This window comes from Muricoccus harenae (assembly GCF_009848505.1).
Classification (GTDB): domain Bacteria; phylum Pseudomonadota; class Alphaproteobacteria; order Acetobacterales; family Acetobacteraceae; genus Roseomonas; species Roseomonas harenae.
In genome coordinates, this window is sequence record NZ_WWDL01000030.1 from 32631 (window position 1) to 46408 (window position 13778).

Sequence of the window (13778 nt, forward strand, 5' to 3'; positions counted from 1 at the left end):
GGTGCGAATACCGTTCCAGAGTACCTCGGAAGGGTGGCCGATGCGCATCGCCGTTTTGCAGTTCATGCATGAGACAGTCACCTTCCTCCCTTACGACACGACGCGCGAGGATTTCATCTACCCCGGGTCCCCCGCATCTGGGGAGGATCTGCTCCGGACCGACCCCAAGGGGTACATGGGCGGCTTTGTCCAAGTGGCTCGTGAGTATGATGACGTTGAACTGGTTGGAATCACCTCCCCTCTGTGGCCACGGACTGGATCAGGTTCGGGGTGGGTTACCCAGGACGCCTACGAGCACTTCCTTGGCACCATGATCACGGAGCTGAAGGCCCAGCCGAAGCTTGACGGTGTCTACCTGGCACTTCACGGCGCGATGGCCGTGCGTGGTGTCCCACGCCCTGAGGCTGACATCGCCCAGCGTGTCAGGGAGGTGGTTGGCCGCGACGCCTTCATTGCGGCAACATTCGACCCGCACGGTAATGAGGACGAGACGTTCTTCCAGCACGCGGACATGGCCTTTACGGTCAAGTACTACCCCCACTACGACATGCACCTGCAGGGCGAGCGCGCCGCCCGTATGCTTGTGCGCGCCATTAGGGGCAAATTCCGACCGACGGCTGCGACCGTTAACGTTCCGATCATTTCCCCGACGGGTGTGCAATGGACTGGCGCACCCCCATGGTCCGATCTCATCCAGCGTGCCCTGGCCTGGGAAGCACGGGAGCCGGACGTGTTCGTCAACGTCTTCTTCGGCTTCCCCTGGGCCGATGTCCCGGATGCCGGCATGACCTTCCAGGTGATAACCAACGGCGACCCTGCGATGGCAGAGCGCGTGGCACGCGACATGGGTGAGACTGCCTGGCGCAAGCGCGAGGCGCTGCTGAACTCCACCCGCGTGCTCCTGATCGCAGATGGTGTAACGCAGGCCAAGGCGGCTGTCAGAGCTGGCCAAGTACCCGTCGTGCTGGCAGATCACAGCGACCGCTCTGGCTACGCAACTTGGCTCTTCCGGGAGATCGTCGACCAGCAACTAGAGCGCACGCTGATCGCGACGATCGCGTCGCCAGATGTCCTCAAGGCCCTGGCCGCCAGCGGTGCCAGACCCGGAGATGCGTTCGACATGGAGGTCGGTGGCCGGGTTGACGTATCAGCGGGCAATCCCGTGCGGATCTCCGGAACGGTTTTGACCATCGGGACGGAGACGTCGGGGCGTGCTACAGGCGGCGGACTCAGCTGGGCCTGCATAGGCTTCGGCCATGGCAATGTTCTGGTCATTAGCCCCTTCCTGACACAGATTCTTGAGCCGTCCGAACTCTGGGCCATGGGCCTGAAGCCTGGCGATTTCGACGTCATCGCGATCAAATCGCGCGTGCATTTCCGCCGTGGCTTCGACGACAGCGGCTTCGCCCGCACGATCCTCCTCGTGGAACCCCCACAGCCATTCCTTGGCACGGTTCGCCTAGATGGCCTGACCTATGAGAACCTGACGTTGACGGACTACTATCCATACGGACAACCGGCGTTCACGGTTCAGCCCTGACGGTCCGTGAGATCTCACCACTCCCGGCGGATCGCATTCCGCCCAGCTGGACCACCCCCACCATGAAGAAGATTGGCTTCCTCTCCTTTGGCCATTGGACGCCCTCGCCGAATTCCGGCACCCGCTCGGCCGCCGACGCCCTGCTGCAATCCATCGACCTCGCCGTCGCAGCGGAGGAGCTGGGCGCGGACGGCGCTCATATTCGTGTCCACCACTTCGCCCGCCAACTTGCCTCCCCCTTCCCTCTCCTCGCCGCCATGGGCGCAAAGACCAGCCGCATCGAGCTCGGCACCGCTGTCATCGACATGCGCTACGAGAACCCGCTCTACATGGCCGAGGATGCCGGCGCCGCCGACCTCATCAGCGGCGGCCGCCTGCAGCTCGGCCTCAGCCGAGGCTCGCCCGAGCAGGTGATCGATGGCTGGCGCCATTTCGGCTACGCGCCGGCAGAGGGCGAGACCGACGCGGATATGGGCCGCCGCCACGCCAAAGTCTTTCTGGAGGTGCTGCGCGGCCAAGGCTTCGCCCAGCCGAACCCACGCCCGATGTTCCCCAACCCACCGGGCCTGCTGCGCCTCGAACCCCATTCGGAAAGCCTGCGGGACCGCATCTGGTGGGGCTCCGGCTCCAACGCCACGGCGGTTTGGGCGGCGCAGCAGGGCATGAACCTGCAGAGCTCCACGCTCAAGGACGACGAGACCAGCGAGCCCTTCCACATCCAGCAGGCCAAGCAGATCCGCGCTTACCACGCTGCCTGGGAGGAAGCCGGCCATGCCCGTCCTCCCCGCGTCTCGGTAAGCCGCAGCATCTTCCCGCTGCTCGATGACCGCGACCGCACCTACTTCGGCCGTGGCGGCAAGGAGCAGGACCAGGTCGGCGTCCTTGACGAGAACACCCGCGCAATCTTCGGCCGTGGCTACGCCGCCGAGCCCGACACCCTCGTTGAGCAACTCCGCACCGACGAGGCGATCGCTGAGGCAGACACCCTCCTCCTGACCATCCCGAACCAACTTGGCGTCGAGTATTGCGCCCACGTCATCGAGGGCATTCTGAAGCACGTCGCTCCGGCGTTGGAGTGGCGCTGATCTGGTACATCCGGCGGCTAACGTCGCTTCCAGAAGACATGCCCGGCGTAGCCACTCTGAACCTGTCACACTGGGATGCGACGACAGCGCCGAAGCACAGCGCCGATGGACGCCGGACTATCAGGCTATGTCGCTGTTCTGATTCGAAGTTGGGATTTACCAGCCACCGCGTACATGTGTTCTAGAAATCGGCTCTTTCCTCCCGACCTCCCCGCAAGATACCGGATTTCCAAGCGAGTCCTCCCGTGGCTGCGGGATACCGCATGTTCCATGATCCCAATGTGAGCGCAGGCAACATCCGGGAGCACTTCTTCTGTGCCTCCCGTGCGGATCTGGCCCGATTGGCATTAGCGGCCGGAGCACCCGGCTGGGTCCGCACTCCCGAGCCTGCCCTCGCCCAAATAGTCAGGAGCACGTTCTGGAGGTTGCCCGACGCGTTAGGCCGCTTTGACAAGGCCCGTTACGATTTCCATGAAGTCATCGCTGAGCCGGGAAATCGGCTTGTTCTCAGGAAAGAAGAACCCGTAGGTCAGGTCAATGGCACCCTTGAGCGGAACTGCCACGACTGTATCGGCCTGCGCCATCATTGGGCTGAAGGGATCAACGACAGCCAAGCCCATACCTTGAGCGACAAGCTTGCAAGCGACGATCGGGGAAGAAGTCTCCATTCTTATGTGATAGGTGATCCCCGCCTTTGCAAACTCAAGTTCGAGCTTCCCGCGAATGGAATTGTCGCGCGTGAGCATAACGAGATCCTCGCCCGCAAAGTCCCGGATGGTGAGCGATGACCGCCCTGCCAAACGGTGGCACGCGGGGACAACAGCCGTCGCGGGTATCGTGAAGGTACGGCGGACCGACAGGTTCGGGTTGTCGAACGGGACGACCGTGAATCCCATGTCGTAGGGCGTGGCACGCGCGGCATGACCAACCTCGCTCCGCTGCACGATGTGCAGGTCGACCCGAATGTTTGGGTAGCGCTTGGTGAAGCGGCCAATTGCCTCCGGGAAGATCGTGTAGCCAGCCTGAGGCGTGCAGAGCAGGACCAGTGATCCTTGCCGGTGTGATCCGATCTCCTGGGCAATGCGCGCCAAGTCATCCACGCCGGCCAGCACGTGCTCCACACGCTGAAAGAATAGCTCCCCCTCGCTGGTAGGCAGCAGCCGCCCCTGTTCCCGCACGAAAAGCGCAAAGCCGACATCTTCCTCCAACCCGCCGATCAGACGGCTCACTGCAGGCTGGGTGAGGTTCATGGCGTCCGCCGCCCGCGTGACCGAGCCGGTTTTCATGATGGCGCGCAAAGCACGAAGGCGCTGCAGCTTCATCAAGGCTCCCCCGCACCGTCCCATGCAAGAAAATTATGGGATCAGGATTTTATATCATTTGCAAGCATGAGGCAGCGTGTCGAAAGATCAGGATCAGGCGGAGCGCAACGCGACGGTCGCGAAGGACGCCCCGCTGACGGGCAAGGGATTAAAGGCGGGGGAACGCTCGCCGATGCCAGTGACACGGTTCATGGCCACTCCAGGGCGCTTTGCGCCGAAGGAACCGCGCAATGCCGAAGTCTGCCGAAGCGACGCTCACGACCGGCCGCCTCACGCGGCGAAAGCTTGGCGCACTGGCCGCCGCGCCCTTCCTGGCCGGCCGTGCGCGTGCGGCTGCCTGGCCAGAGCGTCCGGTGGAGATCATTGTTCCCTTCACGCCCGGCGGCGGCGTGGACCTGACGGCACGCATCGCCGCGCGTTTCCTCGACAAGCATATGGGAGGGCGGGGCTTCGTGGTGGTCAACCGACCAGGCGCCGGCGGCGAGATCGGTTGGGGAGCTGTCGCCGATGCGAGGCCGGACGGCTACACGCTCGGCCTGCTGAACGCACCCAACATCCTCGCCATTCCCATCGAGCGGGCGCAACCCCGCTTCACGCTCAGCAGCTTCTCCCTTATCGCCAACCTGGCGGACGACCCCGTCACTATCTCGGTCCGTTCTTCCAGCCCCATTCGGTCAATCCGAGACTTCATCGCCGCCGCCAAGGATCGGAACGGTGAACTGACCTACGGCACAGCTGGCATCGGCGCCGTTGGCCACATCGCCATGCTGTCCCTCGCCCGCGCGGCTGGCATCAACGCGGAGCACGTTCCCTTCCAGGGCGCCTCCGGTGTCGCTACGGCGCTGCTCGGCGGCCAGATCGACGTCGCGACGACAACCTTTGCCGAGAGCGTCGCCTTCGCCAAGGGCAAGGCGGACTGGCGCACACTTGGCGTCATGGCGCCGGAGAGGCTGACCGACATGCCCGAGTTGCCAACCTTTAAGGAGGCCGGCGTCCAGGTGGAGGTCGGGTCCCAGCGCGGCCTGGGCGCCCCTGCGGGGATCTCGCCCGAGGCCACTGCGGCGCTGTCAGCCGGCGTCGACAAGATGGTGGCAGATCCTGACTTCGCCGCCGTCATGGCCTCCTCGTCCCTGCCCATCCGGGTCATGACCTCCGCTGCCTATGCCGCGCATCTGAGGAAGCTGGAAGCGGATCTGCGGGCCCTCTGGGCGACCCATCCCTGGAAGTGACCGTGCCGGCCACCCTCCACACCATCAAGGAACGCTGAATGCGCACTGACCGCGTGCCCTATGCCGATATCCGGGCCTATCTGCAAACGAAGGACACGGTAATCGTCCCCATCGGCGCCACCGAATGCTATGGCCCTCACCTCGCCACGGGGACGGAGCTCCGCATCTGCGAGGCCTATGCGACCGAGATCGGCGAGCGTGCCGGCATCGCCGTCGTGCCGGTCGTGCCCTTCAACTACTCGCATATGTTCCTGGATTATCCCGGCACCTGCTCCGTCGATATGGCAACGCTGGAGCGATACTTGCTGGATGCCTGCGACGGACTGGCGGGGCAAGGCTTCAAGCGCTTCTTCTTTATCAATGTGCACAACGGGTCGCTCGGTCCGCTAGAGGGCGTAAGCCGTGAGCTACGGAGGAGGCACGGCACCATGGGTGCGCTGATCGACGTCTTCTCCGTCATGCGCGACGTGGGCGGCATCAAATTCGAGACGACCTCAGCGCCGACAGCCCATGCCGCGGAGATGGTGACTTCCGTCGCCCTGCATCTCTGCCCCGAATTGGTTTTCATGGACCGGGCAAAGCCGCCCGTGATCTCGCCTTCGCCGCATGACAAGGTGCGGGCCCTCTCGGGCAACAAGATCGCCTTTGGCGGCTCGCACTTCATCAACTTCGCCAACATGGCCGATGACTCCCCCATGGGCCTGCGGGACGACCCGCTGCCCTCCACAGCGGAGAAGGGAAAGACAATCTGGGAGAACGCCGTCGCCTACGGTGCCGAAGCAGTCTCGATCTACTCGGTCATGACACCGCCGAGCGGGGTGCCGGCATGAAGCCGGTTGCGGACTACAGCCCCTATGCATGGCGGGCGCGGATCGGCCTGATCATCCCCTCCACCAACACCATCAACGAGACGGAGTTCTGGCGGATGGTTCCGGAGGGCGTCACGGTGCACTCTGCCCGTGCCACCTCCACCGGCGAATTCAGCGAAGCCTATTTCCAGCGCCTGCGCGAAGCCGGAATGCGCTGCGCAGAGGACTTGGCGACTGCCGAGGTGGACGTTATCGCCTATGGCTGCACCTCCGGTTCCATCGTGTGCCCGCTGGAGGAGATAGTGGCGGACATAGAGGGCCGGACCGGCATCCGCACCATTGCCACGGCCGGCGCCGTCGTGACCGCGCTCCGGGCGCTGGGCGTGCGCCGGGTTGCGGTGGCCACACCCTATGTCGACTTCATCAACGAGGCAGAGCGAGAGTTCCTGCAGCGGCGCGGCTTCGAGGTCACCTCCCTTCACGGCCTGCGGCTTGGCGAGACGCAGGCGGAGCGCCGGGCGATCGGGCGCGTGCCGCCGGAGCATGTCTATCGCATGGCTCGGCTCGTGGACCGTCCGGAGGCGGAGGCCATCTTTATCTCCTGCACCAATCTCGCTTCCATCGGCATGATCACGCGCATTGAACAGGACCTCGGCAAGCCCGTGGTCACCAGCAACCAGGCCTGCCTTTGGAATGCCCTTCGCCTGGCCGGCATCCCCGACCGGGTTGACGGCTACGGCCGCCTCCTCAGCGAATGCACCACCCTGCCGCCCTCCCCTGAGGCTGGCCACAGGTTCGAGACCAAAGCCGCATGAGCGATCCCAGCCTTCTCCCCGCCACCGAACTCGTGCGGCGCATTCGCTCGGGCCAGCTCACAGCCGCCGCCGTGATGGAGGCGCATCTCGAGCGCATCCGGTCGCGGGAGCCGAGCCTGCGTGCCTTCACCCATATGGACCCGGGGACTGCGATGGAGGCGGCGCGGGAGGCGGATCGCCTCGCCTCTTCCGGCGCCAACTCCGGTCCCCTGCACGGGCTACCGCTGGGTGTGAAGGACGTGCTGGACGTCGCTGGCATGCCCTCGGCTTATGGTTCGCCAATCTGGGCAGGCTTCGTGCCCCGGGCGGACTCGGCCGCCGTCGCCATGGCGCGCAGGGCCGGCGCCGTGATCATCGGCAAGACCGTGACGACGGAGTTCGCCACTCGCGAGCCGGGTCCCACCACGAACCCGGTAAACCGCAAGCACACGCCGGGCGGCTCCTCCTCAGGATCCGCTGCGGGGGTCGCGGCCCATTTCTTCCCGCTCGGCTATGGTACACAGACGGCGGGCAGCATCCTCCGTCCCGCCGCCTATTGCGGCATTGTCGGCTACATGCCGAGCCATGGCGCCATTCATCGTGCCGGCATGAAGGTGATGAGTGAAAGCCTGGACACGATCGGCGCACTGACGCGGACGGTGGGCGACGCCGCGCTCATGATCGGCGGGATCACGGGCCGGGACCTCGGAAACCCGGAGGCCAGGCCTGACCGCGCACCGCACCTGCTGCTCTGCATGGGTCCCACCGCCGCCCAGGCCGCTCCCGAGACCTTGGAGCTGATGGAGAGGGCGGCGGAGGCCGCCAGCCGTGCCGGCGCCCGCGTCACCCGCGGCGAGATGCCCGAGATTGTCGCCGCCGCGGCCAAGGCGCACCCGGTGGTGATGAACATGGAAGGCGCCCAGGCGCTGGCCTGGGAGCTGGCGACGCATGCCGACCGCATGTCCCAGATTCTACGTGACCGGCTGACAGGAGCCCGCGCAGAGCCGCCAGAGGTCTTGATGGCGGCGCGTGATACCTTCGTCGCTGCCCGTGCGGCCTTCCCCGGCGCGATTTCGGACTATGACGCCGTTCTCACCCCCGCCGCCGTCGGCGAGGCGCCAGAGGGCCTCGGGTGGAGCGGCGATCCGGCCTTCAACCTGCTTTGGACCGCCCTGCACGCCCCCGCGGTCAGCGTCCCGGCCGGGTTCGGTCCCCATGGCCTGCCACTCGGGGTCCAGATCGTCACCGCACCCGGCACCGACGCGGCGGCCCTGCGCTGGGCGGAGTGGATGCGCCAGGCCTTGGGCTGAAGCGCCTTCCTCAGCGGCCTGTGAAGACCGGACTCCGCTTCTCCAGCCTAGCGCGCCGGCCTTCGGCATAGTCGGCGCTCGCATAACAGGCATCCTCCGCCGCCTTGACCTGCTTCAGGTCCGGAGGGTCGCCCCGCCGTGAGAGCTCTCGAAAGGCGATCTTGGCAGCCCGCAGGCTCAGGGGCGCGTTGGCCGCCAACTCCTGTGCCAGCGCCGCAACCGCCGTGTCGAGCGCCGGGAGGTCCGGGAGGAGTTGCTGGGCAATGCCGAGGGAGAGCACCTCCTCTCCCGCATACTGGCGCCCGAGCAGCACCATCTCCCGTGCGCGGGCAAGGCCGACAACGTCCACGACCTTCTCAATGTCCTCCAGCCTGTAGGGCAGGCCAAGGCGGGCGGCTGGGATGCCGATGCGCGTATCCGCCGCGCAAAGCCGGAAGTCGGACATCAGGGCGAATTCGAAGCCGGCCCCGAGGCAGTAGCCGTGGAGCGCCGCCAATACCGGCTTCTCAAGTGTCTGAAGCGCAGTCGCGACCGCTCGCTGCCAGGCGTTGTAGCGCTCCGCAGCCTGAGGATCGGCGCGGATGGTGTCAAACTCGCTGATATCGTTTCCGGTGCAGAAGGCGCGATCGCCACTGCCGGCGAGGACCAGGACCCGGATGGAAGGATCCTCCGCGACGCGGGCGAGCAAGCCGGGCAGGGCTTGCCACATCTCCGCGTTGATGGCGTTCAGCCGGCGGGGATTGTCGAGTGTCAGCCGCGCGACGCCGTCCGCCACCTCGAAGCGGATGAGGGCGGTCACAGTGCCTTCTCCGCCCGCAATGCCGCCACTTCCTCCGGAGTGAAGCCAAACTCCGCCAGGACGGAATCCGTATGCTCGCCCCTGTCGGGTGTGGGACGCCTCGGGTTCGTCACGCCCGGCATCTGGATAGGCGTGCGCACGAGGTTGATCTCCCCAAGCCTCGGGTGCCGGACCGGGAAGCTCAGGCCAAGGTGCTGCACCTGCCGGTCGGCGAAGACCTGATCCATGGAATAAACTGGCCCGGTCGGCACGCCGGCCTTGTTCAGCCGCTCGATCCAACTCTCCGCCGTGTCCTGCAGCAGCTTCGCCTGGAGCACGGCATTCACCTTCGCCCTGTTCGCCGAGCGCGCAGCTTCCGTCGCCAGCTCCGGGGCCTGGGCCTCCTCCCCGATATCCAGCGTCTCCACGATCCGGCGCCACATCTCATCCCCGCCGGCCGCAAGATTGATCACACCGTCCGCCGTGTGGAACAGCCCTGTGGGCACCGTGGTCGGGTGGTCATTGCCGGCTTGCTGCGGCACCTCCCGCGCCATCGTCCAGCGAGTGGCCTGGAAGTCCATCATGGCGATCATCGCCTCGAGCAGCGAGGTGTGCACCCAACGGCCCTTGCCTGTCCTCTCCCGCTCCAGCAGGGCGATCAGGATGCCGATCGCACAGAACAGGCCCGAGGTGAGGTCCGCGACAGGGATGCCGACCCGAACCGGCCCCTGGCCGGGCAGGCCCGTCACGGACATCAGGCCCCCCATGCCCTGCGCGATCTGGTCGAAGCCTGGCCGCCGCGCATAGGGGCCCTCCTGGCCGAAGCCGGAGATGGAGCCGAGCACGATGCGCGGGTTCATCGCGGCCAGCGCCTCGTAGCCGATGCCCAACCGGTCCTTCACGTCGGGGCGGTAGTTTTCCACCACGACATCGGCCTGCGCCACCAGGCGGCGAAAGGCCGCAAGCCCCTGAGGGTGCTTCAGGTTCACCGTGATGCTGCGCTTGTTGCGATGGACATGCTGGTAATCCGGGCCATTGCGGGCGCCGCCCATACCCTTGCCCGTGTCGATCTCATCCGGCGCCTCGATCTTGATGCAGTCGGCGCCCCAATCGGCGAGCTGGCGCACGCAGGTGGGACCGGACCGGACGCGGGTGAGGTCCAGCACCTTGATGTGGGAGAGCGGCAGGGTCATCAGGCGGTCTCGCGCTCGGGCGCCATGGCGGTGGCGGGCTGGGCCAGGTGGATGGCGATGTTGCCGCCCGCCTCCACCATGGCGCGGGCGCCAGGCGGGATGAGCAGCGTGGACATGGCTTCCTCGACGATGGCAGGGCCGGTGATCTCCGTGCCGGCCGCCAGGCGGCGCCGATCCAGGACCGGCACCTCATATTCGGCCTGGCCGAACCGCGCCTGACGGGTGCCGGTGCGCGGGTCACCCTGCGCGGCCTTCGGAACCTCCGGATCCAGGCTGCTCCCGGCCGTGCTCCCGGTGGCCGAAACCCGGATGTTGATGATCTCGATGGCCGCCACGGCCGGCCTGCGGGAAAAGACGCGTTCATAGCCTGACAGGAAGGCCTCGCGGATCGCCGCCTCCATGCGGGCGTCATAGGGCCCGGGTGGCAGTTCGGTGATCAGCTCATAGCCCTGGCCGACAAAGCGAAGGTCGGCGGCGCGTCGCAGGATGGGCCGCGTTCCCTCCCCGATGGTTGCGGCGATAACGGCGCGGGCTTCCGACTCCAGCTTCGCATAGGCCTCCTCCAGTGTGGGCCAGTCCATTCCGTCCAGCCGGCGCGAGATTGTGGCTACGCGATCCACCCGCGCCGGGGCCAGCAGCAGGCCCAGGGCGGAAGCGACGCCTGCACCGGGCGGGCAGATCACCTGCGTGATTCCCAACCGCCGCGCCAGTTCGCAGCCATGCAGCGGGCCGCCTCCGCCCGTGACCAGCAGCGCAAAGTCCCGCGGATCATGCCCCTGCTCCGCCACGTGAACGCGGGCGGCGGCGGCCATGGTCTCGTTCACCACGGCATGGATGCCGGCAGCGGTCTGCGGTACGTCCAGCCCGGCCTTGGAGGCCAGGGCGCCGACCGCGCTTCGCGCAGCCTCCATGCTGAGCTTCATCGTCCCGCCGGCAAAGGTCTCCGCATCGAGATAGCCGAGCAGCAGGTTGCCGTCGGTGACGGTGGGCTCCGTCCCGCCACGGGCGTAGCAGGCCGGGCCGGGTACGGAGCTGGCGCTGCGCGGGCCGACCTTCAGCAGCCCCAGCGCGTCATGGGCCGCGATGGAGCCGCCGCCTGCCCCAATCTCGATCAGCTCGATCGTGGAAATGGTCAGCGGCACGCCACTGCCGGAGGTGAAGCGGCGTTCCCGCCCCGCCTCAAACTTATGGACCACCAGGGGCTCGCCCCCATGCACCAATGCCAGCTTGGCCGTGGTGCCACCGAGATCGAAGGCCAGCAGGTCTCGGCAGCCGGAGCGCTCGCCGAAGAAGGCGGCCGAGAGCGCGCCAGCGGCTGGGCCGCTTTCCAGCAGCTGCACAGGCACGCGCTTCGCCTCGTCCACATGGGTCAGGCCGCCATTGGACAGCATCATGAAGAGCGGGGCGGTGATCCCCAGCGCAGCCAGATCGCCGGAGAGGCGGTTCAGGTACTTCTCCGCCAGCGGCTTCACATAGGCATTGGCCACCGTAGTGGAGGTTCGGTCGAACTCGCGGATCTGCGGGGCGACGTCGCTGGAGAGGGACAGGATCACCGAGGGGTGGCGCTCCGCCACAAGCCGCGCCGCGTCCTGCTCATGGGCAGGGTTCGCATAGGCGTGCAGGAAGGCGATGGCGATGGACTCGACCCCCTGCGCCACAAGCCTCTCGGCCGCGGCCAGGACGCTGGCCGCGTCCAGGGGGATTTCGACCGCCCCGTCCGGTGCCAGTCTCTCAACCGCCTCGAGCCGGAGTGCACGGCGGACCAGGGGCTGCGGCAGAGGCAAATGAAGGTCGTAGAGCTCGTACTTCCGCTCATGCCCGATCTCGAGTGTGTCGCGGAAGCCGGCGGTGGTGATGAGTCCCGTCGGCGCGCCGCGGCGCTCGATCAGGGCGTTGGTGAACAGCGTCGTCGCATGGACCACGCGCGTCACCCCGGCGGCATCCGTTCCTTCCTGCGCGAAGAGGTGCCGGATTCCAGCCACCACGCCCATGGCTGGATCGGCGGGGGTGGTCAGCTCCTTGTGGGCGGCGAAGCGGCCGGTCGTGTCGTCATAGAGCACGATGTCCGTGAAGGTGCCGCCGATGTCGATGGCCAGGGCGCTCATGCCGGCATCTCCGTGACCAAGCCGTCTTCGTGATCCCGCTGGGCGAAGAGGGTATCGCGCTGCGAGGGAGGGCCGAAGCCGCCGCCTCCGGGGGTTCGCAACTCAACCGTGCTGCCCGGATTGAGGATGTGCTGCCGCTTCGGGTCCACCACCTCGCCATCGATCAGCACGGCGCCCGGCTCCCCTGCCCCGCCGCCTGCAAGGCCACGTGCGGCGGCCTCGGGCTTCGTCCGCTCGGCCATGAAGGTGATGGCGACCGGCGTGGTGGAGCGGCTCTCGAAGGCCCATTCCTGCCCTGTGCCGCCGCGATGCGCGCCGGCTCCGCCGGTGCCTGTCCGCAGGCGCCGGTGGCGGATGCGGAAGGGATTGCCTTGCTCGATCATCTCCACTGGTGCGGCGGAGACGTTCGATGGCCAGGAGAGGACGTTAGCCCCGTCATGCCCCGCCGCCGCGCCGTAACCACCGTTCATGAAGAACTGGTTGGCGATGGGGGAGCCGTCGGGCCGCGTGCCCGCGAAGTTCAGGCTCCAGAGCGGCGAGCCGACGCCGGCGATCACCCGTTCCGGAATCGCCTCCGCCAGGGCCTCCAAAATCATCGGCGGGATGAAGTGCCCGGTCAGCGCGCGGTTGGCACCGGCCGCGGGCGGTGTGGAGTTCAGGATGCAGCCTCGTGGCGCGGAGACCGTGATGGGGCGGAAGGCGCCCTCATTGTTCGGCACCTCCGGGCACAGCGCCGCCTTCACCGCGAAGGCCGTATAGGCGAGGGTATAGGCTAGGCAGACATTGATGCCGCGCGGGACCTGCGGGTCCGTGCCTTCGTAATCGGCCAGGATGCTATCGCCCTGCTTCTTCAGCGCCAGCTTGAGGCGGATGGGTTGCTCAAGCCCATCAGTCACGACCTCCGCGTGGTAGGTGCCGTCCGGCACGGCGCGGATCGCGGCGCGGGTCGCCTTCTCCGAGCGTGCATGAATCTCGTCCGCCAGCGCCACCAGGTCATCGAGCCCATGCTCGGCCAGGAGGGTGCGGAGCCGCCGCTCCATCAGGTCCAACGCCGTGAACTGGGCGTAGAGGTCACCCATGGTCTGGTCCGGCACGCGGGTATTCTTGCGCAGGAACTTCACGAAGGTCTCGTCGATCGTTCCGGCGCGGACCACCTTCATGATCGGGATCTGCAATCCCTCCTCGAAGACCTCCCGCGACTCCGCCGTGCGAATGCGGCCGCCGATGTCCGGCGCATGAGCAACCGAACCGGCGAAGCCAAGCAGACGTCCGCCGAGCATGATGGGCTTGGCCACCGTGATGTCCGGCAGGTGCCCGGTGCCAAGCCAGATGTCATTGGTGATGAGGATATCCCCTTCCTCCAGCGTCTCCGGCGGGTACTCGGCCAGGAAATGGCCGATCGTGCGCGGCACGGTGCACAGGAAAGAAGGCACACCGTCCGTGGCCTGCACCAGTGAATGGCCGCGCGCATCGGTTAGCACGCAGGCGAAGTCATGCGATTCCCGGACGATGGTGGAGAAGGAGGTTCGAAGTAGCGCCGCCGCCGCCTCGTCCACGATGGAGACGAGGCGGGTCCAGAGCAGCTCGAGCGTAACGGGGTCGAAGGTCGTCAT

At 66.7% G+C, this 13778-nt stretch carries 11 protein-coding genes; 6 read left to right on the plus strand and 5 right to left on the minus strand.

Annotated elements, in window-relative coordinates:
* Nucleotides 1-40: 40 nt before the first annotated feature.
* Nucleotides 41-1540: a M81 family metallopeptidase gene (locus tag GSE44_RS19475; RefSeq protein ID WP_159350503.1), complete on the plus strand. Its 1500-nt coding sequence runs from the start codon at nt 41-43 to the stop codon at nt 1538-1540.
* Nucleotides 1541-1602: 62 nt separating this feature from the next.
* Nucleotides 1603-2625: an LLM class flavin-dependent oxidoreductase gene (locus GSE44_RS19480; protein ID WP_159350504.1), complete on the plus strand. Its 1023-nt coding sequence runs from the start codon at nt 1603-1605 to the stop codon at nt 2623-2625.
* 437 nt (nt 2626-3062) lie between these two features.
* Here the strand turns inward: GSE44_RS19480 and GSE44_RS19485 are convergent, their stop codons facing one another.
* Nucleotides 3063-3947, minus strand: coding sequence for a LysR family transcriptional regulator (locus GSE44_RS19485; protein WP_159350505.1), 885 nt, complete (start codon nt 3945-3947; stop codon nt 3063-3065).
* Nucleotides 3948-4177: 230 nt separating this feature from the next.
* Here GSE44_RS19485 and GSE44_RS19490 point away from each other — a divergent pair, with 230 nt between their 5' ends.
* The 4 genes from GSE44_RS19490 to GSE44_RS19505 are packed head-to-tail and all read left to right on the plus strand — an operon-like array spanning nt 4178 to nt 8089.
* A complete protein-coding gene (locus GSE44_RS19490) occupies nt 4178-5176 on the plus strand; it encodes a tripartite tricarboxylate transporter substrate binding protein (RefSeq protein ID WP_159350506.1) in 999 nt (332 codons plus the stop codon).
* A gap of 38 nt (nt 5177-5214) precedes the next feature.
* Nucleotides 5215-6006, plus strand: coding sequence for a creatininase family protein (locus tag GSE44_RS19495; RefSeq protein WP_159350507.1), 792 nt, complete (start codon nt 5215-5217; stop codon nt 6004-6006).
* The gene (locus GSE44_RS19500) at nt 6003-6800 is read left to right on the plus strand and encodes a maleate cis-trans isomerase family protein (RefSeq protein ID WP_159350508.1); all 798 of its coding nucleotides are present in this window, start codon (nt 6003-6005) and stop codon (nt 6798-6800) included. Before GSE44_RS19495 ends, GSE44_RS19500 begins: the two co-directional genes overlap by 4 nt.
* Nucleotides 6797-8089, plus strand: a complete 1293-nt coding sequence (locus GSE44_RS19505; RefSeq protein ID WP_159350509.1) for an amidase — start codon at nt 6797-6799, stop codon at nt 8087-8089. The genes GSE44_RS19500 and GSE44_RS19505 overlap by 4 nt, the downstream gene beginning before the upstream one ends.
* Nucleotides 8090-8099: 10 nt before the next feature.
* Here the strand turns inward: GSE44_RS19505 and GSE44_RS19510 are convergent, their stop codons facing one another.
* The 4 genes from GSE44_RS19510 to GSE44_RS19525 are packed head-to-tail and all read right to left on the minus strand — an operon-like array spanning nt 8100 to nt 13778.
* Nucleotides 8100-8888: an enoyl-CoA hydratase-related protein gene (locus GSE44_RS19510; protein ID WP_159350510.1), complete on the minus strand. Its 789-nt coding sequence runs from the start codon at nt 8886-8888 to the stop codon at nt 8100-8102.
* Entirely contained in the window at nt 8885-10060 is a 1176-nt protein-coding gene (locus GSE44_RS19515; RefSeq protein WP_159350511.1) for a CaiB/BaiF CoA transferase family protein, read from the minus strand. Before GSE44_RS19515 ends, GSE44_RS19510 begins: the two co-directional genes overlap by 4 nt.
* Nucleotides 10060-12165: a hydantoinase/oxoprolinase family protein gene (locus GSE44_RS19520; RefSeq protein ID WP_159350512.1), complete on the minus strand. Its 2106-nt coding sequence runs from the start codon at nt 12163-12165 to the stop codon at nt 10060-10062. Before GSE44_RS19520 ends, GSE44_RS19515 begins: the two co-directional genes overlap by 1 nt.
* The gene (locus GSE44_RS19525) at nt 12162-13778 is read right to left on the minus strand and encodes a hydantoinase B/oxoprolinase family protein (RefSeq protein ID WP_159350513.1); all 1617 of its coding nucleotides are present in this window, start codon (nt 13776-13778) and stop codon (nt 12162-12164) included. Before GSE44_RS19525 ends, GSE44_RS19520 begins: the two co-directional genes overlap by 4 nt.

What these genes read in the sequence shown, in the direction of transcription:
- GSE44_RS19475 (WP_159350503.1), top strand. Translation starts at nt 41, where the DNA reads ATGCGCATCGCCGTTTTGCAGTTCATGCATGAGACAGTCACCTTCCTC.
- GSE44_RS19480 (WP_159350504.1), top strand. Translation starts at nt 1,603, where the DNA reads ATGAAGAAGATTGGCTTCCTCTCCTTTGGCCATTGGACGCCCTCGCCG.
- GSE44_RS19485 (WP_159350505.1), bottom strand. Translation starts at nt 3,947, where the DNA reads ATGAAGCTGCAGCGCCTTCGTGCTTTGCGCGCCATCATGAAAACCGGC.
- GSE44_RS19490 (WP_159350506.1), top strand. Translation starts at nt 4,178, where the DNA reads ATGCCGAAGTCTGCCGAAGCGACGCTCACGACCGGCCGCCTCACGCGG.
- GSE44_RS19495 (WP_159350507.1), top strand. Translation starts at nt 5,215, where the DNA reads ATGCGCACTGACCGCGTGCCCTATGCCGATATCCGGGCCTATCTGCAA.
- GSE44_RS19500 (WP_159350508.1), top strand. Translation starts at nt 6,003, where the DNA reads ATGAAGCCGGTTGCGGACTACAGCCCCTATGCATGGCGGGCGCGGATC.
- GSE44_RS19505 (WP_159350509.1), top strand. Translation starts at nt 6,797, where the DNA reads ATGAGCGATCCCAGCCTTCTCCCCGCCACCGAACTCGTGCGGCGCATT.
- GSE44_RS19515 (WP_159350511.1), bottom strand. Translation starts at nt 10,060, where the DNA reads ATGACCCTGCCGCTCTCCCACATCAAGGTGCTGGACCTCACCCGCGTC.
- GSE44_RS19520 (WP_159350512.1), bottom strand. Translation starts at nt 12,165, where the DNA reads ATGAGCGCCCTGGCCATCGACATCGGCGGCACCTTCACGGACATCGTG.
- GSE44_RS19525 (WP_159350513.1), bottom strand. Translation starts at nt 13,778, where the DNA reads ATGACGACCTTCGACCCCGTTACGCTCGAGCTGCTCTGGACCCGCCTC.